Origin of the sequence: Runella sp. SP2, assembly GCF_003711225.1 — a bacterium.
In the GTDB taxonomy this organism is placed as follows: Bacteria; Bacteroidota; Bacteroidia; order Cytophagales; family Spirosomataceae; genus Runella.
In genome coordinates, this window is sequence record NZ_CP031030.1 from 6,972,982 (window position 1) to 6,994,249 (window position 21,268).

The window sequence follows — 21,268 nt, forward strand, 5'->3', positions numbered from 1 at the left end:
AAGTTAAAATTTAGTAAGATCCCTCAGTAGGTAAACACCTCTGGGGGATTTTTTGTGTGATAAAAAACTAATAACGGTGTGTGTAAGAGGAACGCTTAAAAGTGATTAGCTGGCGTGTTGGAGCTGGTACTTTTTAGGCGTCACTCCAAAGTGTTTTTGGAACATTTTATTAAACTTAATGGCCGAATTACTGCCATAGCCGACCATTTTGGCCACTTCATTGCACTTGAGCCCTTTACGGAGAAGCTTGCTGGCGTACTCCATTCGTTTCTCAAGGTAAAGTTGATAAAACCCTTTGCCGTAGATTTTCTTAAAAAGACTGCGGAATTGACTGGTGGCTATTTCTAATTGTGAAGCAATCTCCGTTTCCGCAGGGACGTTTTGGGTGTGTTTTCGTTGAATATAATAGTCGTAAGCCCACTCAATTTTTTCGCGTGTACTTAGATGAGAAGGAGGAAGGGCTGATACTGATTCTTCCTTTGGTACATAACCCGCAGATGGAAATACTGAAGCTCCTGCTTTAAGGGACGACGAAAGTACAGGATGATAGACCAACTCAAACGAAATTTGTTTGGACAACAGGAATGAAAGAAGGGTTTGTGTGTCTTGCTGCTCAATCTGTAAACATACTGTTAAATCCTGATTTTTAGGGAGCTCATGGGCTGATGTGATAGGGTGAGAGTTCATGGTTTTCAAAGTTTGGTGAAAAATAAGGCATAATGTATAATAGGTAGATGGATGACGTGGATTAGTATCTTTGGTCACATAAAACCAAAATTTTTTTTACTATTTGTAAACAATCTAATCTTAACATACCAAAAGAAATATGCCTATTATCGCGCTATCGAATTAAATTTGAGGATATATAAACGCAAAATCCCCAACGGTAAAACTCCGTTGGGGACTGAATAAGAGGGGGATAATTCAATTAAGTGGAGACAAGCTTATTTCTTTGAACCTCGTTTGATGGCCTGAAGCAGTGAAAACTCATCGTTGGTATCGCACGAAATTTCCCAAATCATGACGCCACCGCATCCTCGGTCTTTGGCTAGCTTGGTTTTAAGCTCAATCGTATGGATACCGTTATAAAAAGCGCCTTTCCAGTAGTCATCGTAAGGACTTGCGCCGTCTTTTAACAAACCTTTGTAATCGGGTCCATAATTTCCCATTCCTTTTTTAGAGTAAAATGGTAGTCCCAAAATGGCTTTTTTCGCGGCAACTCCGCGCTCTTTTGTCCAATAATCTAAGCTTTTAACGGCCAAAGAATAAGGAGAATGGGCGCGGATATAGCTGGGGCCGTAGTCGTCGTCATAAGCCATCACGTTGACCCAATCCATTTTGCCGAGGGCTTCTTTCTTCATTCCGTACCCTTTTTTGCCGTACGAAATCACTGCGGCGGTTAGTTTTTTGCCTTGGGCGTGGAGCGAATCTCCAAGCTCACTCATAAGCGCTACGTAGTGGTCGGCCGAAGGTGAATCTTCGTCGGGGTATTCCCAGTCCAAATCCACGCCATCCACTTTATAGGTACGAACAAACTTCATCACGTGTTGAACAAACGTGTGACGACCTTCGGCACGTTCGGCCATTTTGTGAAAGCGGGTGTCATCGCCACCGCCGTCGCCAATACCCCATCCGCCAATTGAAATAAATACTTGAATTTTGTGCTGGTGTAGGTACCGAACAAGGCTGTGGAGCGCTTCGGGGTTTCGGAGTGGTTCGAGGGAATCGCCCGTTTTGGCAGGAATGGCAAACGAAAAATTGACATGAGTCAACACATCTACGGGGATTTGTTCTGGAGGTGTATTGGGGACGTAATAGCCAATAACTTTAAAATCATTGGTCTTTTTTTGAGCAAAAACGCCCAAACTTAGCGCTACCAAAGCGCTCGAAATAAAGGGTTTGATGTTCATAGAAACGGGATTTGTGAGAGGATAGTTGAAGATGAAATGGGTTTATACGCTCAAATTTAGCCTTTTTGGACGGAATTGGCTATTTCTTTCCTATTTCAATAGCATCGTCAACGTTTGTCCTTCTTTAAGCTGATGGTTTGCTTCAAAAGTTTTGGTTAGTTTACCAATTGAAAACTTTTCTAACGCAACGTCTCCGTTTAAACTGGAGAGTTTGATGCTAAAGCCATTTCCCATTTTTTTGCACTGAACGGTTCCGTAGGCATACCCATTTGACCAAAAGAAGGTCCCTTCTTGAGAATGAAAAGCCATCGTTTTTTTTACTCCTGAATACTGAAACCCTGAAAGAGCTAATACGGCCCCCCAGCTTGTCATGGCTCGTGCGTAGTGGTGACCACATTCGGCTTCATCAAAAGGGCTACGCTTAGCTCCGTCGTAACGGTCCCGTATATTTTTGATGCAGAGCAAACCCGACTCAGTCTGACCTTCGTAGAGCATTCCGATGGCAGCCGTATATTCAAATCCTGTCATGACTTCTGAAAAATATGGAAATGGGATTTGCGGACGCTCACCACGCGGATAACTCGCCATCAACAAGGCGGCCTCGTCACCCAAGGCGTACGAACGCATATTGTTAAAATGATTCAGCATACTGGAGCGGTAATTGTATTTGAGGATGCTTTGAAGCGTTTTTTGAGCATTTTCGGGCTTTATCAGATACCCAAGCCCATAGACGTGAGCCATGTATTGCCCAATGAGCTGGTCAACCAAACAGCCTTTCCCTAATTGATAGGGTGGGTCTTGGGTGTAAGCGCGGCCGCTGGCTACAGTTGCCATCAAGATTTGGTCTTTATGAGCTGCTGTCTGAACGATTTGTTCGTAATATTCTCCATTGAATAGACGTTCATCGGCAAACTTTTTTCCTCGTTCAAAAAGCTGCCGACATTCTGCGGCAAATATAGGTTCGTTCATCGCATTAGCCATTTCTTCCATCGCACGTAAGGCTCCCAAGTACCAAATTTGCATTTGAGGATTAGGACCATAATATTCTACGTCCATCGTATTGTGTTGACACCCTTCCATGACGCCATCTTTGTCGCCGTCCCAACCTCCTTTAAGCCACGCAAATTGTAAGCTGCGTTTAACTGCGGGATAAAATTGTCGGAGAAATGACGTGTCGCCAGATAGCTGCCAATCGCGATAGAAGCGCATGATGGTGCCCATTTGCCCATCGGCGGCGGCGGCTTTGTAGCGTTGGGCGTTGGTGGCTAGCGGTAACCCCACCCGAAAACTCATAAAACCAGTTTCATCGAGGGCGGGCCCAAACTCCGTTTTGCGCATAGTTTGGGCCAATTGGCCAAATAAAAAACCCGTTGCCTGTTCGTAATTCCATACGTGAGTGCAGGAGCCCTGACACGAGCCGTAGTTGTCCATGCAGCCTTCCCAGCCCATCATGGTGCCATCTTTGATTCGGAAAACAGTTTGTGAACGTAGCGTGCTGAGGTTGAAGAGAGCGGCTTCTTTCACTACCTCAGGTAGCTTGCTTTGCATAAAAGCCCTGACAAACTCAACGGTTTTTTGCTCCAGTTGGGGTAATCGTTCGGCGGCTTTTTGGGCTACGTCCCAAGCGTCGGTGTATTGGGTAGCATAGTAGTTGCCTATACTCTCAGACGACCAAGCAAAGCGGTTGGGGAAATGCCAAGTAATGTAAAATGTATAAACACGGCTTTGATTAGCAGGGATTTGCATCTTTACTGCTAGTGATGCCTGAGGGTCATTATCTACCAGTTTTTCCTTGTCAGTGAGTTCGCCATCAGCACTGAAATCATCCCAAAAATCCAGCAGGGCGTTTTCCCAGTCGTTGCTTCTGGACGAGCGTCGGTACGTGACTCCTGTTTGAGCGGGAGTTACAAGTGCCATTGTGCCCCATTGTTCTGCTGTTTTCTTGACGCTGTCAGAGTACATGAAAATTCCTTGCACTTGACCTGACGTACGGAAGCTATTTTGGTTGTTTTTGGCGCCAATCGGAATCAAATCACCTTTCCAATCCATCCGTGTTTTTGAGCCATCATTACCAATAAAATTACGCATCAAACCACATACCGATACCGTAATGGGCTGATTCGTGGTGTTTTTTACTTCGTATTTTAGTACGGCTAACGGCATTCCGCTGGCATCGGCATCGGTAGGAATCAAAGGGTTAAATGCTTTGAGCCGAACGCTGACGGGGAGGTTAGGGTCAGATAGATTGACTTGACCAAAAGGGTAAGTAGCATCAAACGAAGCGTTACGAAAACGCGGAATACCGTGGTTATCCACTGGGCGCCCCTCTTTGTCCTGATAATCGACGGGGTCGAGTGGACCCATTAGCCCTTTGGTATGCGTTTTACCGTTGGTTTCTCTAATGAAAATTGAAAAAAAAGGCACTCCATTTCCCATCTGTCCCCCACTAAATCCTTTGGCGGGTCGATTCATAATTTCCCAATCTCGGAGTTCGCCTTTGCCCGAAAGAGACACCGTTCCTGTGCCAATACCTCCGAGGGGAAGAGCGATTCGGTACAGGTGATTTTGGTCATAATGCTTCAAAATAGGTACATCTTGTGCGCATACTTGTGGAATAAAACTCCCCAAGAAAGCAATCAGAAAATGAGATTTCATTAGTGAAATGGGGGTATAAAATGTTACTTCTTCAACAACTCCTGCTCTAAGCGTTTCCCTGCTTCTTCATAGCCTGCCGCATTGGGATGAAGCCCGTCGGAGAAAAGGCTTTCATTGATTTTTCCATCTTTTTGCAAAAACCCTTTACCAATGTCCGAAAAACCTACTTTTTCGGCTTTGGTCATGGCTTGGATGGCTTTGTTGAGCGTGGCTACGCGCTCTTCTTGGGCGCGTCGAGGATAAATGCCCAGAAGGGTAATCTTGGCTTGGGGCTGCCGTTTTTGAATGGCTTGTACCAAAAAACGAAGACCTTGCACAATCTCGTCGTCGGTATTGAGCTGGAGGTTGTTGGTGCCAATGTTGATGATAATTTTTTCGGGGGTAATTCCGTCAAATTCATCGTGATAGACGCGCCACAGCACGTTTTCAACCCTGTCCCAACCAAAACCGAAATTGCGCACTTGGTAGGGTTCTACGTATTTCTGCCACGAATCAGCCCCTTTGATGCGGTTGTTAAGTGGTTTTCCACCCCAATTGTGGGTAATGGAGTTACCAATCAAAACCACTTTGGGGGCGTCAGTTTGGTTCAAACGTAGCATATCGTAATGACGGTCTTCCCACACGTAGCTGGCTGGTTCGCGGTTCTGGCGGGTAGGTATCTGCGTTTTGAGCGCTCCTGCGGGTTCTTGCATAATTTCCCGAAGTTTTTTCTCGTACGCCTCAGCGTAGCGCATCATCCCGATGTCGTTGGGGTGCGTCCCATCCACCATTCCTTCGTGGTCGATGTTGATGTCGGAAATAGGCAACGAATACACGCCCGTAATTTTTTCGTTGGCGAGTTGGGCTATTGCTGCGCGGAGGTCTCTGTTGGTGTCTTCAAACAAAGGCTGACGGTGGGGCATCAAATAACCTTCGGTGTAGCCGTCGTGGTCGGTGAGCAAAATCGGCGTGTTGGGGTGTTTGGCGCGAAGGGCTTTTACCGATTCGACAATTCTTTTTTGGAGTTCTTGGTGATCGACGATTGGGACAATCAAATTGGGCAAACAATCCAAAACAAAGACCTTGGCATCAATCTCATTGATAAGCGCAACTACTTCTTTTTCCAAACGGCCGTTGCCCGAAAACCCAAGATTGATGACCGTTCGGTCGAGTTTTCGAGACAGAATATTTGTCCATGCCATGCCTGGGCGAGTAGCGCAAGCGCCTTGGGCAATGGACGTTCCATAGACCACAATCGGTTTTTCGAGGCGCTGAGGTAATACTTTAAATAAACTTCCTTCGGGAACGCCAATTTCTAAATTTCGGACGCTGTTATAAAGAGGTAAAAAAAGTCGGTATTCGCGGCCGAGTTTGTGGTAGTTGTCGTTGGGGCGAAGCTGGGCAAAAACGTACTGAACCGTGTCTTTGAAGCTGTATTTGCCATTGGCCCACTGCCAATTTCCGTCGCTGTCGATTCCGTACAAATCTACGCCACTCACACCCGTGGAGGGCATGTGGGGCATATTGATAGCGCCCGTTACTTTGTAGCGAACGACGATTTGGTCGGCGTTACTCACAAAACGTATCGAAAGCCCTGCGCTGTTACGCGAGAGGTTCCAAACGGCCTTGCGGACGTTGGCTTCGGCCCGCGATGGAAAACGTTGGATGGTGTCGCGCATTTCGCTAGACCAAGCTTGGCCGTCGATGACGGGAAAACTACTGTCGGAAGGTTTCCACCAAACCAATTTCGTCTGGGCAGAGGCAAAAAAGAAGGTTAAACTGAATAGAAAGGTGATGTACAGGCGCATGGATGGGGATTAGGTAAGGGTTTAATTTCGGTAGCAATTTAAAGTAAAATACGCACTCAATAGTATTTACTAGGGGATGATGCGTATATTTTTAACAACTGATTTTCCAACCCTTCAACCTTTCTATTTCAACTAATGACGAAGTCTTCCCGTTACCCTTGGATTTTGGTCGGCCTGCTGTGGGTCGTTGCATTACTCAATTACATGGATCGCCAGATGTTGGCCACCATGCGGCCTTCCATGCAAATCGATATTGCCGAACTTCAACAGGCAACTAATTTTGGTCGATTGATGGCAGTGTTTTTATGGGTATATGCGTTTATGAGCCCCGTAGCAGGAATGATTGGCGACCGATTGAATCGTAAGTGGTTGATTGTCGGAAGTTTGTTTGTTTGGTCAGGTGTGACATTTGCAATGGGCTATGCTACTTCTTTTTCGCAATTGTACGTTTTGCGGGCATTGATGGGAATTAGCGAAGCGCTTTACATGCCAACGGGCTTGGCCATGATTGCCGATTTTCACTCCTCACGTACCCGCTCAATGGCGATTGGGGTTCACCTTTCAGGAAACTACATGGGGCAAGCGCTGGGAGGCTTTGGGGCGACAATCGCTGATAAATTTTCGTGGAATACCGCTTTCCAGTCGTTTGGGATGCTTGGGATGGCGTATGCGGTGGTGTTGATTGTTTTTTTACGAGAAAAAAATAAAAGTGAACAAATCGAAGAAACGGCAAGCCTCAAAAATCAAGAAAAAGTACCATTGCTCAAAGGGCTCGGCGTACTGCTTGGAAACCCTGCTTTTTGGCTGATTTTGCTGCTTTTCTCGGTGCCAAGTTTGCCAGGGTGGGCGGTGAAAAACTGGCTGCCGACGCTTTTTGCCGATAAATTACAGATAGAAATGGGGCAGGCTGGCCCACTTTCCACGATAACGACTTCTTTATCATCGCTCATCGGGGTTATCATTGGGGGGTATTTATCCGACCGTTGGGTGCAAAAGCATTTGCGGGGGCGAATTTATACAAGTATCATTGGTTTGGTGTTGACTATTCCTGCGTTGTTACTCATTGCGTATGGTACAACGATTACCCACGCGATTGCGGCAGGTATGTGTTTTGGGTTAGGTTTTGGGATGTTTGATGGCAACAACATGCCGATTTTGTGCCAATTTGTTTCGGCAAAATACCGTGCTACGGGCTATGGTTTTATGAACATGATGGGAATCATGGCGGGCGCACTTATCACCGAGTGGTTAGGCAAATCGACCGATTCGGGGGGATTGGCAGGAGATTTTGCGCTTTTGGCAGGGGTAGTGTTGGCGATTGTCGTGGTTCAATTGCTTTTCTTGCGCCCCAAAGTGCGTGATTTCGTGGATTAAAAAGATAAATGAATAATACCAAAAGGCCCTTCTGAGTGTTTGTGCACTCAGAAGGGCCTTTTACTTTATGCGGTTTATTTTAGGGCGTTATTTCAAACGTCCAAGCGTATTGACAAGGGATGTTGCTTGGATTGACAGAAGGGGTTATAATCCGTAACACGTTGTTTTTGTAGCTATACTTCACCTCCCCTTTGAATCCTAGCAAGCGAATGTTAGATGGTTTGGCCACATTCTGAATCACAATTTCGTCTTGCCATTTTCGCGTGATGGCATATACCTTACTTCCTTTTTGGGTAAAATAAGTGGTGGATTCTTTGGTGTATGGCGGGGCTTTTTCCCACTTACGCGTTCCGTAAATGGCTTCTCCGTTTACGCGTAGCCAATTGCCTATTTCGTGCAGGCGCTCTTGCATAATGACAGGAATGCGACCGTCGGCGGTGGGGCCGATGTTGAGCAATAAATTTCCACCACGGGCCACAATATCAATGAGTTGGTGGACGAGTTGTTCGCCTGTTTGGTAGCTGTCAAGGTTTTCATTGCGGTTGTATCCAAACGACTCTCCCATACCTCGGCATTCTTCCCAAGGGCGTACAAAGCCTGTTACTTCTTTGTTGTCGGCTCCGCCGTGTCCGTATTCGGAAGTGTAAAAACTCCCGTGTTGGCTTTTGGTGTCATTGCCCCAGCGGTCGTTGACAACAATGCTGTTTTTGACGGGGGATTCGTTGTAGAGCCACGCCAAAAACTCCTCACTGCGCCACGTTTTGGCAGGATGATCCCACTCGCCATCGGTCCATAAAACATCGGGTTGATACCGCGACACCAGGTCTTTCATCTGCGGAATCATTCGCTCGTTGACGTACTGACTCACGTTTGATTTATACACGGGATTAAACCACTCGTACAACGAATAATAATATCCCATCCTAAGATTACGGGCTTTGACCGACTTGGCCAAATCGCCCGCTAAATCACGGTGAGGACCTACATCGACGGCGTTCCAATTCCATGATTGCGGGCTAGGCCACATCGTAAACCCTTCGTGGTGTTTGGAGGTGAGTACTACGTATTTGGCTCCTGCTTGTTCAAACATTTTGGCCCAGTCGTCGGGGCTAAATAGTTCAGCTTTAAAGTCTTGGACAAAATCCTGATACGTTTGATTGCCGTAATTTTTTTTGTGAAACTCCAGAAACTCAGGATGAATTTTGAGATTGGGCGCAAAAAGCCGTTGCCAGTACCATTCCGAGTAGCCACTCCCAAAGCCATCGGCATTAGACTTGGTCGCCCACGCAGGAACGGAATAGACTCCCCAGTGAATAAATATCCCAAATTTAGCGTCTTCAAACCATGCAGGCGTAGGGCGCTGGTCGAGGCTTTGCCAGTTGGGTTGGTATTGGGCGAACGTAAATTGAGTAAGAAAAAGAGAGAAAATGAATATTTTTTTCATCGAAGAAACAGAAAAATTCTGTGTTTTTTCTGTGGGTTTCTGTGTGGAAAGGTATTCCTCACAAATGCACACAGAGGTAGGGCACGCAGAGGTACACAGATGGAGTTAAAAATAAGCCGCCACTTATGCGAGACGAGCGACGGCTTTTAGGGGTTTGATTAAGCTTTTGGAAAATGGCTCTTGGCCATAAACACCTTGCCACCATCGTCGGCGAGGGTAACGGCATAGCTAAACCCGTGATGGAGAGAATAAGCACCGTATTCGCCTTGCTTATTGATAGCGATAAAACCTACCTGAAAATCTTTGGCTTTGGTGGGGTTAATACGAACAATGCGCTCTATTGCAATTTTACAGGCTTCTTCAGGGCTTTTACCTTGACGCATCATTTCAACAATCAAAAAAGCACCCGCTACGCGAAGCACTTCTTCACCTTGCCCAGAACCCGTAGCAGCACCTACTTCATTGTCCACGTACAGCCCCGCACCGATAATGGGCGAATCCCCCACGCGACCACGCATTTTGAAACCCATACCGCTGGTTGTACAAGCCCCCGACAGGTTGCCCGTGGCGTCCATGGCAATGGTACCCATGGTGTCGTGGTTGAAACTGCCATCGTCAAAGAAATTAGGCGCAAAAGGCCCGTGGCCTGCTTTGGTTTTTTGGCCTTTTCCCTGCTGCTGTTCGATGTTGATAACAGGCTTATATTCCGATTTTTTAAGCCACTCCTTATAGGTTTTTTCAGCGTCAGCCGATAGTTTTCCTGATTCTTTCTGAAAACCACTTTCAAGAGCAAACTGAAGTGCTCCGTCGCCTACAAGCTGAACGTGAGGCGTGGTTTCCATCACTTTACGAGCGACCGAAATCGGGTGTTTTATTTGTTCCAATGCCATCACCGACCCGCAGTTGAACTTGTCGTCCATGATGCTGGCGTCGAGCGTTACTTTGCCTTCGCGGTCGGGGTTGCCTCCCAAGCCAACGCAGCAATTGATGGTATCTTCAATCGAACGAGCACCTGCTTCAACCGCATCCAAGGCACGGCTGTTGGGTTGTTTTAGTACTTTCCATGCTACGGCGTTGACGGGTAAGCCGCTGTCCCAAGTCGAAACGACGATGGGTTTGGTAACGACTGATGGCGATGATTTAGCAAATAATTTCCCTACTGATAAAAGGGGCATACTTAACGCCGACCAACGGAGGAAACTTCTTCTTGAATTCATGGTTTTTAGGTTGATTTAGGTTTTACACCTGTTTTTAAAAACCTTACAGGTGTTTTCTTATTTCGTTATTTTAAGCACCCAAGCGTAACTGTTAGGAACTTTTTGTGCCAATTTTTGAGGAACTTGAACCGTGATTTTTCCATCTTTTTGAATCCATTTCAAATTGTCAGGAAAGCCCAAAATGCTAATTTTTGACGTTTTGGTCAAGTTTATTTTCTCAAGGTCAAACGATAGCGGAAAGTTTTCTTTTTCGTCGGCGCAGTAAATGGCGTATGTCAAATTGTCGGCTTTGTGCGTAAATACAAATTTACCTTGTTTGCCAACTACATTGTCGCCGTGTGTTTCGTAAATCGCTTCCCCGTTTATGTTTATCCATTTGCCAATTTCTTCCAAACGCTGGTAGGCTTCGGCATCAAAATCTCCTTCGGGACTGGGGGCGATATTGAGTAGCAAATTGCCATTTTTTGAAACAATATCCGCTAAAATGTGAATTAACTTTCGCGCAGATTTGTAATTTTCCTTTGGTACATAGCTCCAAGAATCGCCCATGGTCATGCAGGTTTCCCACGGAATGGGCATGTAACTGTCAGGAATTTGATGCTCAGGCGTTACGTAGTTTTCAAACTCCCCGGACACCGTTCTATCCACAATCAAAAGCCCAGGTTGCAACTCACGGCCACGTTTGGCGATTTTGGCCATGTCGATGTCTTGGTCAAAAGGAATGGTTTTTTGCCACGAAATAGTCGTGTCAATCGTGCTAAACGGACGAACCCAGCCGCCGTCGAGCCAAAGAATGTCCACCTTTCCGTAGTCACTCATCAATTCCTCAATCTGGTTGTAAGTAAACTTCTTAAAGCTTTCCCACTTCTGAGGATACTTTTTGGGATGGTACGATGGGTTGCGATCTTTAGGCGGGAAATACGACCACCAATAATCATCGGTATGCCAATCGGGTTTTGAAAAATAAGCCCCCACCATAAAGCCTTCGTTGCGAAACGCCCCGAAAACCTCCTTGGCTACGTTGCTGCGAGGGTTGGTGCTAAACGGCGATTTGGTGATTTTATAATCGGTGTATTTAGAATCAAACATACAGAACCCGTCGTGGTGTTTGGTGGTAAAAACCACGTATTTCATCCCCGCATTTTTGGCGGCAGTTGCCCATTTTTCAGGGGCAAACTGAGTAGGGTTAAAAGTGTATTGGAGTCTTTCGTATGCTTTTTTGTACTCGTACCAATTGTCTTTGTACGGCCCACGGCGTTCGCACCATCCTTCGTCTTCGGGGCATAAGCTCCAGCTTTCCACGATGCCCCACTGACTGTACGTACCCCAGTGCATCAGCAAGCCAAACTTTACGTTTTGCCATTGCGCCAGTTTGGTTTTTACTTGAGGGTCGGAGGGAGCAATGTACTTGCTGTGGTTTTGCTCCGAGTGCTGCTGGGCCGAGGCGCTAAGACTCAACAAAGCGATTCCAACCGATAGAAGATATTTTTTCATAGGGCAAAAAAGCCCCAAGCCCCCAAAGGAGGCTTGAGAGATTGGGTGTTTATAAGTTAGGTATTGGGTGCATAAATGTCTAAAAAATGAGCGGACTATGCTTTGAGTAAATGTGGGCGTTCGCGTTCAATTTTCAGGAGAAGTTCCCCAAAAAGTGTGTTGGCCCACGCAAACCACTTACGGGTAAACTTCGAGGCGTCGTCTTTGTCAAACGACTCGTGCATGAAGCCTGTTCCTGCGTGAGTCGATTTTAAGAAACGTAGTTGGGCAGCTATTTCTTGGTCGTTGGTAGAGGTCATGGCCCGCATGATAATACTCATCGGCCAAATCTGATTTACCAGCGTGTGTGGACTGCCAATGCCTTCGGCTGCTTTCCCACGAAAGAAATAAGGATTGGAGTCGCTTAATATAAACCGACGCGTATTTTGATAAATTTTGTCATTGGCATTTACTGCCCCCAAATAAGGTAAACCAAGAAGGTTAGGAACGTTGGCGTCGTCTTGAAAAAGGTAATTCCCAAAGCCATCGACTTCCATGGCATACATAGCCCCGTAGGTTGGGTGATTGACAATGGCATATTTTTTAATAGCCTGTTCTACTTCGTTGGCAAACGCACGACATTCTTGGGCAAACGCAGCATTTTTATAAACGGTCTCCGCAATTTCGCCCAGTTGGCGGAACGAAACGACGGCAAATAGATTTGAAGGAATCAAAAACGGGTACAGTGTTGCGTCGTCTGATGGTCTGAAAATGCTGTGAATGAGACCGTTGGGTTTGGTATTGTTGCCGTACCCATTGCCTGGGACGGTATCCGTTGACCAGGAGGTAGTGCGTCCAAAACTATAGCGGCCACGCCCCTTCAAGCGTTGTTGTTCGCGGCAGGTAGCAATGATAAGCTGAGCGGCTTTGAGCCATTTTTCGTCAAAAACACTTGTGTCTTGGGCGGTTTTCCAATAGTGATACGCCAACCGAACCGTATAACAAAGGGAGTCCAACTCCCACTTACGCTCGTGCAGTTCGGGCTTCATATCGGTATGGTCTTTCAACCATTCGCTGTGCCCAGGGCCGTCGTTAAACGCATTGGCATACGGGTCAATCAGAATACACTCCGTTTGGCGATTAACTACCCCTGCAATGAGTTTTTTCAATGATTCATCTTGCTTTATTAACGGCAAATAAGGCCAAACCTGAGCGGTGCTGTCGCGCAGCCACATGGCATGAATATCGCCCGTAATCACAAAAGTGTCGGGGCGGCCGTCTTTTATTTTATAATGAACAGTAGTATCGAGCGTGTTGGGAAAGCAGTTTTCAAAGAGCCATGCCAATTCGGGGTCTTTGATGGCGTTTTTCATGCGACTGATGGTAGCCTCAATCGTAGAACTGTTGAACTTACGCTGGGCAGCTGGTACGCGAACCGTCGGGAAGGAGTTCGCAAAAACAGCGGGAGTCATTAAAACTCCCGCTCCTGCCATTGAAGTGGTTTTAATAAAATGTCTTCGATTCAATGATGTCATGTGTGATAGGAACAGATCAATGGCATAAAAATAGTGCGAAACGCCGAAAAACGAATGTAAAATTCGGAAAAATAAATGAAGTTTAAAAAAATATTTTAAAATATATGTTTATTTAATGTAAAAAAATCATTAAATAAACATCCTGAGCTAGTTTTCAAGAATATGCTTATTTATTAGCCAAATTTGCAGTATAAGACTCTAATCATACTGGCTTGAAATAGGGGCTTTTGACGAAGAATTTACTTTTTTCGACAGATATATCTATCTTTAGCCCGCTTTCTTAAAAATATCCGTTTACTCAGAGACGATTGGCAAGGTTTTGGCCGTTAAGCTTTTGAGTACGTAAGACCGTTGAAGCATCGTGGGCATTATTACACAAAAATTCTATTTTAGTTCTGTTAAATCGTACGCTATCGCCAGTTTGTCAACCGCCTTGTGGCTGGGTGTTGAATCTGCTGAAGCTCAGACTTCTAACCAAAGTCGGAGAACGGCCGTTCAAGACACTAGCCGTGAGAACCGTCAAAGTCGGCGATTGCTGTATTCTCGTTGGGACGATCGCCCAGGCAACCGTTTCAATTATGTTCCTCCTCGTTCCTCACTTTTTTTACGTGAGCCTAAAAGCCTCACCAATGAGTTTCGATTAGATACCAACCGACGAATGTCGGTCTATGAGCGTATTGGCGACCCCAAATCAGTGCCTCTCAATTACCGAAATCCTCTGAGTATGACTTATGAGGACTTCCAAAAGTTGCAAGACCGACGGGTGTTCAATTACCTCTGGCGTGATTATTCATCGAAGCAAGACGGAAAAGGGGCGTTAGGAGCCAAGGGCTTGTTACCCAAATTGGATTTGCCGCCAGGGTTCGACCGAATCTTTGGGAGCAATGGCATTGACTTTAAACCCAATGGCTTTGTGTTGTTGGATTTTGGCGTCATGCACCAAGAAACCGACAACCCGCTTATTCCGATTCGTCAGCGTAGGGCTACTAACTTTATTTTTAACGAACAAATCAACGTCAACTTCAACGGGAAGATTGGCGATAAGCTGGGATTGTTGACCAACTTCGATACCAAGTCGAGTTTCAATTTTGAAAATCAGCTGAAACTCGATTACCGTCCAGGGAAAGTGAACCAAAACTTACCGAACGTTCCTAACATGCCCAACGGGGCGGGTTTGGGTCAAGGAGTACAGAATGGGCTCAATCAACAAGGGATGGGTGTCGGTCAAATGGGAACTGGCCCGCTCGATTATATTCCCGAAAACGAAAGTATTATTCAAGGGATTCAGGCGGGGAATGTCAACTGGCAGATTCCTTCTCAGTTGATTCCTGGGGTACAGAATTTATTTGGGGCAAAAGTTGACCTTCGTTTTGGACGTTTAACCGCGACGGTCGTGGCTTCGCAACAACGCTCTCGTCAGCAATGTATTACGTTGCGGGGAGGAGCCCAAAACCGTCAATTTGAAATTCGAGCTGATGCTTACGACGAAAACCGCCACTTTTTCTTAGGACAATATTTCCGCGAAAACTACGAGCGTTGGTTGGGTAACTTGCCGATGATTATGTCGGGAGTAACAGTTACGCGTTTGGAAGTATATGTGACCAACCGTACCAACAACACCGAAACCCTGCGCAATCTTGTTGGTTTATCCGATTTGGGGGAGCCTAAGCCGTTTAATACCGCCAACCCGAACGTTCAACCGATTGCAGCAACGCGCCCGTTGGACAATAGATCGAATGGGTTGTACCAAAAAATTACGACAGATGCCAACGTACGCCAAGCCGACCAAACAAGTACGGCCATGGAGCAGACGTACAATCTTCGCCGTGGTGATGATTACGATGTTTTGCGAGGCGCACGTCGATTGAGTGAGCGGGAGTTTAAGTTTCATCCCGAACTGGGTTATATGTCGCTTTTGACCCCCCTTCGGAACGATGAAATCTTGGCCGTTGCTTATGAATATACCTTGAATGGACAAAAATACAAAGTAGGGGAGTTGACCGAAGATTACCAGGCCCGCCCCGAAGACCAGGTATTGGTGTTAAAGTTGCTGAAGTCATCGACGATTCGTAACAATACCAATCACCCCATGTGGAATTTGATGATGAAAAACATCTATTCGCTCAATACCACACAATTGGGGAAACAGAATTTTCAACTTCGGGTCATTTACAAAGATGATATAACGGGGATGGATATTCCTAACTTACAGGAGGGACCCATTGCCAATATCCCGTTGCTACGCGTGATGGGGCTTGATAAATTGAACCCCCTCAATGACCCCGTTTTGGACAATAACCGCAAACCTATTGGGGACGGAAACTTTGACTTTATTGATGGGACAACCGTTGACAGTCGTTATGGACGGATTATTTTCCCAGTATTGGAGCCATTTGGAACAAATTTAGCCAAACAATTTACGGGCGATGAAGTGCTTGCCAACAAGTACGTTTTTAATGAACTCTATCGCTCTACCCAAATTGATGCACAGCAGATTACGGAGAAAAACAAGTATTTCTTAAAAGGTTCGTACCAAGGTTCGATGGGAGGTGCAACGGTGCCTTTGCCGTTCGGGGTGTCCGAAAAATCGGTGATTGTGCGGGCGGGCGGCGTTCAACTTACACCAGGCGTCGATTACATGGTTGAAGGACAGTCGGCGGTGCGAATTATGAACGAAAGTGTGATTAACTCGGGGCGTGATATTGAAGTTTGCTACGAACAGCCCGATTTGTTCCAAAACCAAATTCGTACCTTGTTAGGAACTCGCCTCAATTATACCATTAATCGTTACGTGCAAGTGGGGATGACGGCCATGCGCTTGCGCGAAACGCCCGCAGGATTTTTGACGCGTGCTGCTTTGGGCAACGACCCAGTTAGCAACAGCATTGTTGGTGCTGACTTTACCTTCCGCAAGGATGCACCGTTCTTGACAAAATTACTGGACAAACTACCGTTGATTCAGACGAAAGAAATGTCAAGTATTCAGTTTCAGGGCGAGGTCGCACAGTCATTTGCAGGTTTGCACCCGCAGGTACGAAACCGTATTGTGGTCGATGACTTCGAGTCGGCACGTACCCAGTACGACCTGACCCGTCAACCAACGCGCTGGCGTATGGGAGGAACTCCTCAAAACTTCCCGCAAGGAACACTCGCTAACCCACTAGAATACGGGTATAATCGGGCAAAAATTTCGGCTTATTCGATTGATATTTCGTTTTCTCCCAATGCCCAGATTGGCCTGCCGCAACGTCCTAACATTGTTCAAGAAGATTTTAACAACGTCTATGAGCGTTTGTTTACACCGCAAGAAATCTTTACAGGACGGGGCTTATACTTAGTCAATTTGCCAGAAAATATTCTCGACGTAGCATATTTCCCGAGCGAACGTGGGCAGTACAACTACAACCCAGACCTTGACCCTGACGGGCGCTTGCGCAATCCCCGTAAAAACTTTGGGGCTATTACCCGTGCCATTGGGTCTGATGTGGACTTTGATAATGCCAACGTCGAAATCTTGGAGTTCTGGATGATGGATCCATTCAAAGAAGGGGTGAATGGTGTAGTGAAAGATGGTTTTGTTAACCGAAACAATACCACGGGAGGAAAGCTGTTTTTTAACTTGGGAGAGATTTCGGAAGACGTGATGAAAAACGGACGTTACGACTTCGAGAACGGATTGCCTGTTGGAGAGAAAACAACGACTCCTACCGCAACTCAACCAACCGCAACGGTAGCTCAGACTCCTTGGGGATACAGCACACGTCAACAGTTTATTATTAATGCCTTTACCAATCAGGCTGGTGCACGCGAAAAGCAAGATATTGGGCTAGATGGTTTGAATAATGCCGAAGAACGTACTTTCTTTAACAATTATCTTCAAAGTTTACCCGCCGATTTAAAGACAGAAGCCCGTCAAAGAATTGCGGCTGACCCCTCTGGTGACGACTTTGAGTTTTATTTTAGTGCCAAAGCCGACAGCGCCAATAAGAAAATTGTAGAGCGTTATAAAAACTACATGGGTACTGAAAACAATACACCTGAGTTTGAACGTACCAACGCGATTACAGAAGCGGCCACTAACTTGCCCGACGGAGAAGACCTCAACACCGATAATACCATCAACGACCAAGAAGCGTATTATGAGTATGAGGTTGATCTGAAACCTGGCCAACTCGACGTTGGGAAACCGTACATCGTCGATAAAGTGACAGCTTCCAACGGAGCAGGAGACAATGTTAACTGGTATTTGTTCCGTATTCCCGTACGCGAGTTTACGCGCAAGGTGGGTAATATCAACGGGTTTAAATCCATTCGATTTATTCGCTTGTATATGACCGATTGGGACAATCCTGTGGTACTTCGTTTTGCGCAACTTCAAATGGTGGCGACGCAATACCGCAAATACACAGGCGATCTCAATGCCAAAGGGTTACAAGAGGTACCCGAACCCTACGATGCCCAATTTAAGATTGCGACCGTAAGTGCCGAAGAAAACAGCTCAAGGGTAGTGGCAGGCTCAGATACGAAGAAACAAATTTATGCAGTGCCTCCAGGTTGGCAGCGCGACGTCGATTATACCACGCCAAACCAACGCCCATTGAACGAACAAGCCATGAGCTTGTGCGTGACCAACCTTCGTGATGGCGATTCGCGTGCGGCGTTCAAAAACGTGACAAGCCAAAACATGCTTTTCCGTGAGCGCTTGAAAATGTTTGTCCACATGCACAACGATCAAGACGAAGATGGGCAAGTGTCGGCTTTCTTGCGTTTGGGAACGGATGTGACGGAGCATTATTATGAAGTTGAAGTAACCAAATTACGCGCAACTCGCCCGAATACCGACATTCCAGAGCAAGTATGGCCTGAGCAAAACGAGATTGACATAGAAATGAAGTGGCTCATTGAAGCCAAACAAGAACGCGATAGACAAACAGCCCCTTCGCTGACCGTGCCTTACAGCATTACCAAAACCGATGCTTTAGGACGAATTTATCGAATTACGGTAGTAGGACGGCCCGATTTGAGCAATATCATGGTGACCATGATTGGCTTACGAAATCCACGTTCGGATGACCAAGCGGCGAAAAGTTTCTGTATTTGGGTGAACGAATTGCACGTGCAAGGGTTTGAAAACCAGTCGGGAACGGCGGCTATCGCTAGGGCTGATATTAAACTGGCAGATTTGGGTACCATCCAAGTAGCTGGAAAATGGACAACTTTTGGTTTTGGTGGGGTTCAGCAAAAACTCGCCGACCGCTCTCGTGACAACACCACGGAGTTTAGCTTGTCGTCGGCGTTGGCTTTGGATAAGTTCTTGCCACAACAATGGGGTTTCAAAATTCCTGTGTATGTCAATTATGACTTACGTGAAGTGCGTCCTCATTTTAACCCTTACGATCCTGATACACCTCTGGCGACTTCATTGGCCAATTATGCCGAGAATGACCCCAGAAGGATGCAGCTAGAAAATTCGGCAGTTGAAAAAATGGAGCGACGAGGTATCAACTTCTCAAACGTCCGAAAAACAAAAGTAGGGCCGAATGCCAAACGGCATCTCTGGGACATTGAAAACTTCTCGTTTACGTATGCGTTCAATGAGCAAACACGCCGCAGTAGCTTGCTGGCTGACTATACCCAACGCCAATACCGTGGAGGTATCGTGTACCAATACAGCTTCCCACAAAAGCCGTGGACGCCGTTCAAGACGGTTAAGAGTTTTGAACGTCCTTATTTGGAGCTATTGAAAGAGTTCAATCTTTCGTTGTTGCCAACGCAGGTAGCAGTACGTTTTGATGCCGATCGTAGCTTTGTTAGGACACTGTACCGAACGGGTGATTTGACTTCATTAGGTCAGTCTCCGTTGTATGAAAAATACTTCTTATTCAATCGTTCGTACGATGTGTCTTGGAATTTGACCAAGAGCATCATGCTATCCTACAGCGCATTGGCCAATGCCGTGGTGGATGAGCCTCAAGGTGACATTGATACGAGAGCAAAACAAGATTCGATTTGGAACAATTTGCGCCGATTTGGTCGGACTAGAAACTTTGACCAAAAACTACGTCTGACTTATCGCTTGCCGTTGGATAAAATTCCGTTGCTCGACTGGATGACGGCCGACTATAGCCACAACATTGGCTATCAATACCAAGCCAATTCACTCGGAATCAGCGATACGTTGGGGATTTTTTACGGAAATACCATTCGGAATAGCCTAGACCGAAGCATTCGTGGTAAAGTCGATTTTGTGATGTTGTACAATAAACTTCGCTACTTACGTTTTGCCAATACACCGTCGCCTAAACGGAAAAACTTTGCGCGTAGCCCAGGGGATGATGAAGAAATAAATCGAGAACCAAGCAAATTGCTGAAAAACATTACCCGTTTGTTGATGACCGTGCGTGGTATCGACGTGGATTATTCGCGTCAGGAAACGACGACATTACCAGGGTTTTTGCCTGATGACCCTAACCGATTTGGGTTAGATGCGGCCATGAATGCCCCTGGATTACCTTTTGTATTGGGAAGCCAGGACCGCAATTTCCACCGAGAAGCTGCCGATAAAGGTTGGTTGACAAAAAGTACAATGCTCAACTTACCGTTTATGCAGACGCTCAGTCGGACGTTCCGAATGAACACCCGTTTGGAGCCGTTCAAAGATTTTCGGGTTCAAATTTCGGCGACCTTAACGCGAGGGGATGACTATCGAGAGTTTTATCGGCCATCGACTCCAGGCGGGCCTTACGAAGTCCAAAGCCCGATTCGTAACGGTAATTTCCAAATGTCATTTATGTCGTTCCGAACGGCTTTTGCCAAAATTAATGATGATAATACGTCACCTATTTTCGACCGCTTCAAAGCGTATCGTGAAGATTTTGTGACAATTTTGACCGAAAAGCGCCTCCGTGAGAATCCTAATGAAAAACTGGGCGATTACAATGTTAATTCACAAGATGTACTGATTGCGGCGTTTTTTGCGGCTTACAACGGTAAAGACCCGAAGAAAGACCCCTCAAAAGTACGTACCAACCCATTCCTTGGTTTCCCAATGCCAAACTGGCGGGTGGATTACAACGGTTTGTCGCAGTTGGGCGCTTTCAAAAAGATATTTAGCTCTTTTACCTTGGAGCATAGCTATCAATCGACTTATAGTGTGGGGAATTTCACGTCATCGCTCGACTATCAGTCGATGTCTGTCAACCTTGCGGTGATGAACTATCCGTTGGCAATCTTACCAGGAGACAATGGTCAAGCCGTGCCTGTGTTTGTGATGAGTACGATTTCACTATCGGAGAAATTTGCGCCTTTGATTGGGATTCGCGCCCGTACACAAAATAAGATTGACATGCAGTTTAGCTACAACCAAGACCGCAACGTGGCGCTTAATTTGTCGAACTCGCAAGTGGCGGAGCTGTTTAACCGTGACATAACGGCAACGATTGGTTTCACGCGCAACAACGTACGAATTCCGTTCCGTATCAATGGGGAGTTTAAGAAGTTGAAAAATGACTTGCAGTTCCGCTGTAGCTTTACCATCAGAGATACACGGGCGATTCAGCGTCGTTTTGAAGAGCCTCCTACGGCTACTCAGGGGAATTATAACTTCCAGTTGCGCCCGCAGTTGAACTATACAGTGAGTAAATTGTGGAGCTTACAGTTCTATTTCGACCGTACGTTCAACAATCCTTACGTACTTAACTCGTACCGCCGCTCAGTTACTTCTGGAGGTCTTCAAGTACGATTCAACGTCGCAGAGTTGTAGTAAATACATGTGAGGTAGGTTGCTCACAACCTACCGTTTGACCTAAACAAAAATCCCTCCGAAAGCATCAAAACTTTCGGAGGGATTTTTGTTTTACGGAGTCCCCGACGT

Annotated in this window: 10 protein-coding genes; 2 read left to right on the forward strand and 8 right to left on the reverse strand. The window is 46.2% G+C overall.

What is annotated here, in order from left to right:
- Positions 1-105: 105 nt before the first annotated feature.
- The 4 genes from DTQ70_RS28045 to DTQ70_RS28060 form a co-directional block, all read right to left on the reverse strand.
- Complete coding sequence (locus DTQ70_RS28045; protein ID WP_122933885.1) at positions 106-687, reverse strand: helix-turn-helix transcriptional regulator; 582 nt, start codon at positions 685-687, stop codon at positions 106-108.
- Between the two features lie 257 nt (positions 688-944).
- Positions 945-1,910 carry a glycosyl hydrolase family 18 protein gene (locus tag DTQ70_RS28050; protein WP_122933886.1) on the reverse strand — a complete coding sequence of 322 codons (966 nt, stop codon included), beginning with the start codon at positions 1,908-1,910 and terminating at the stop codon, positions 945-947.
- Between the two features lie 90 nt (positions 1,911-2,000).
- Positions 2,001-4,565 carry a GH116 family glycosyl-hydrolase gene (locus DTQ70_RS28055; protein WP_122933887.1) on the reverse strand — a complete coding sequence of 855 codons (2,565 nt, stop codon included), beginning with the start codon at positions 4,563-4,565 and terminating at the stop codon, positions 2,001-2,003.
- Between the two features lie 23 nt (positions 4,566-4,588).
- Positions 4,589-6,352: an SGNH/GDSL hydrolase family protein gene (locus DTQ70_RS28060; RefSeq protein ID WP_122933888.1), complete on the reverse strand. Its 1,764-nt coding sequence runs from the start codon at positions 6,350-6,352 to the stop codon at positions 4,589-4,591.
- A gap of 135 nt (positions 6,353-6,487) precedes the next feature.
- On the opposite strand from DTQ70_RS28060, the gene DTQ70_RS28065 reads away from it, so the two are divergent.
- Positions 6,488-7,726, forward strand: coding sequence for an MFS transporter (locus tag DTQ70_RS28065; RefSeq protein ID WP_122933889.1), 1,239 nt, complete (start codon positions 6,488-6,490; stop codon positions 7,724-7,726).
- A 79-nt stretch (positions 7,727-7,805) separates the two neighbouring features.
- On the opposite strand, the gene DTQ70_RS28070 is transcribed toward DTQ70_RS28065, so the two are convergent.
- The 4 genes from DTQ70_RS28070 to DTQ70_RS28085 form a co-directional block, all read right to left on the reverse strand.
- Positions 7,806-9,170 carry an alpha-L-fucosidase gene (locus tag DTQ70_RS28070; protein WP_122933890.1) on the reverse strand — a complete coding sequence of 455 codons (1,365 nt, stop codon included), beginning with the start codon at positions 9,168-9,170 and terminating at the stop codon, positions 7,806-7,808.
- Positions 9,171-9,328: 158 nt separating this feature from the next.
- Positions 9,329-10,387 carry an isoaspartyl peptidase/L-asparaginase family protein gene (locus DTQ70_RS28075; protein WP_122933891.1) on the reverse strand — a complete coding sequence of 353 codons (1,059 nt, stop codon included), beginning with the start codon at positions 10,385-10,387 and terminating at the stop codon, positions 9,329-9,331.
- Between the two features lie 57 nt (positions 10,388-10,444).
- Entirely contained in the window at positions 10,445-11,881 is a 1,437-nt protein-coding gene (locus tag DTQ70_RS28080) for an alpha-L-fucosidase (RefSeq protein WP_122933892.1), read from the reverse strand.
- 95 nt (positions 11,882-11,976) lie between these two features.
- Positions 11,977-13,395, reverse strand: coding sequence for a glycoside hydrolase family 125 protein (locus DTQ70_RS28085; protein ID WP_122933893.1), 1,419 nt, complete (start codon positions 13,393-13,395; stop codon positions 11,977-11,979).
- A 361-nt stretch (positions 13,396-13,756) separates the two neighbouring features.
- Here DTQ70_RS28085 and sprA point away from each other — a divergent pair, with 361 nt between their 5' ends.
- The gene (gene sprA / locus DTQ70_RS28090; protein WP_122933894.1) at positions 13,757-21,157 is read left to right on the forward strand and encodes a cell surface protein SprA; all 7,401 of its coding nucleotides are present in this window, start codon (positions 13,757-13,759) and stop codon (positions 21,155-21,157) included.
- Positions 21,158-21,268 lie beyond the last annotated feature (111 nt).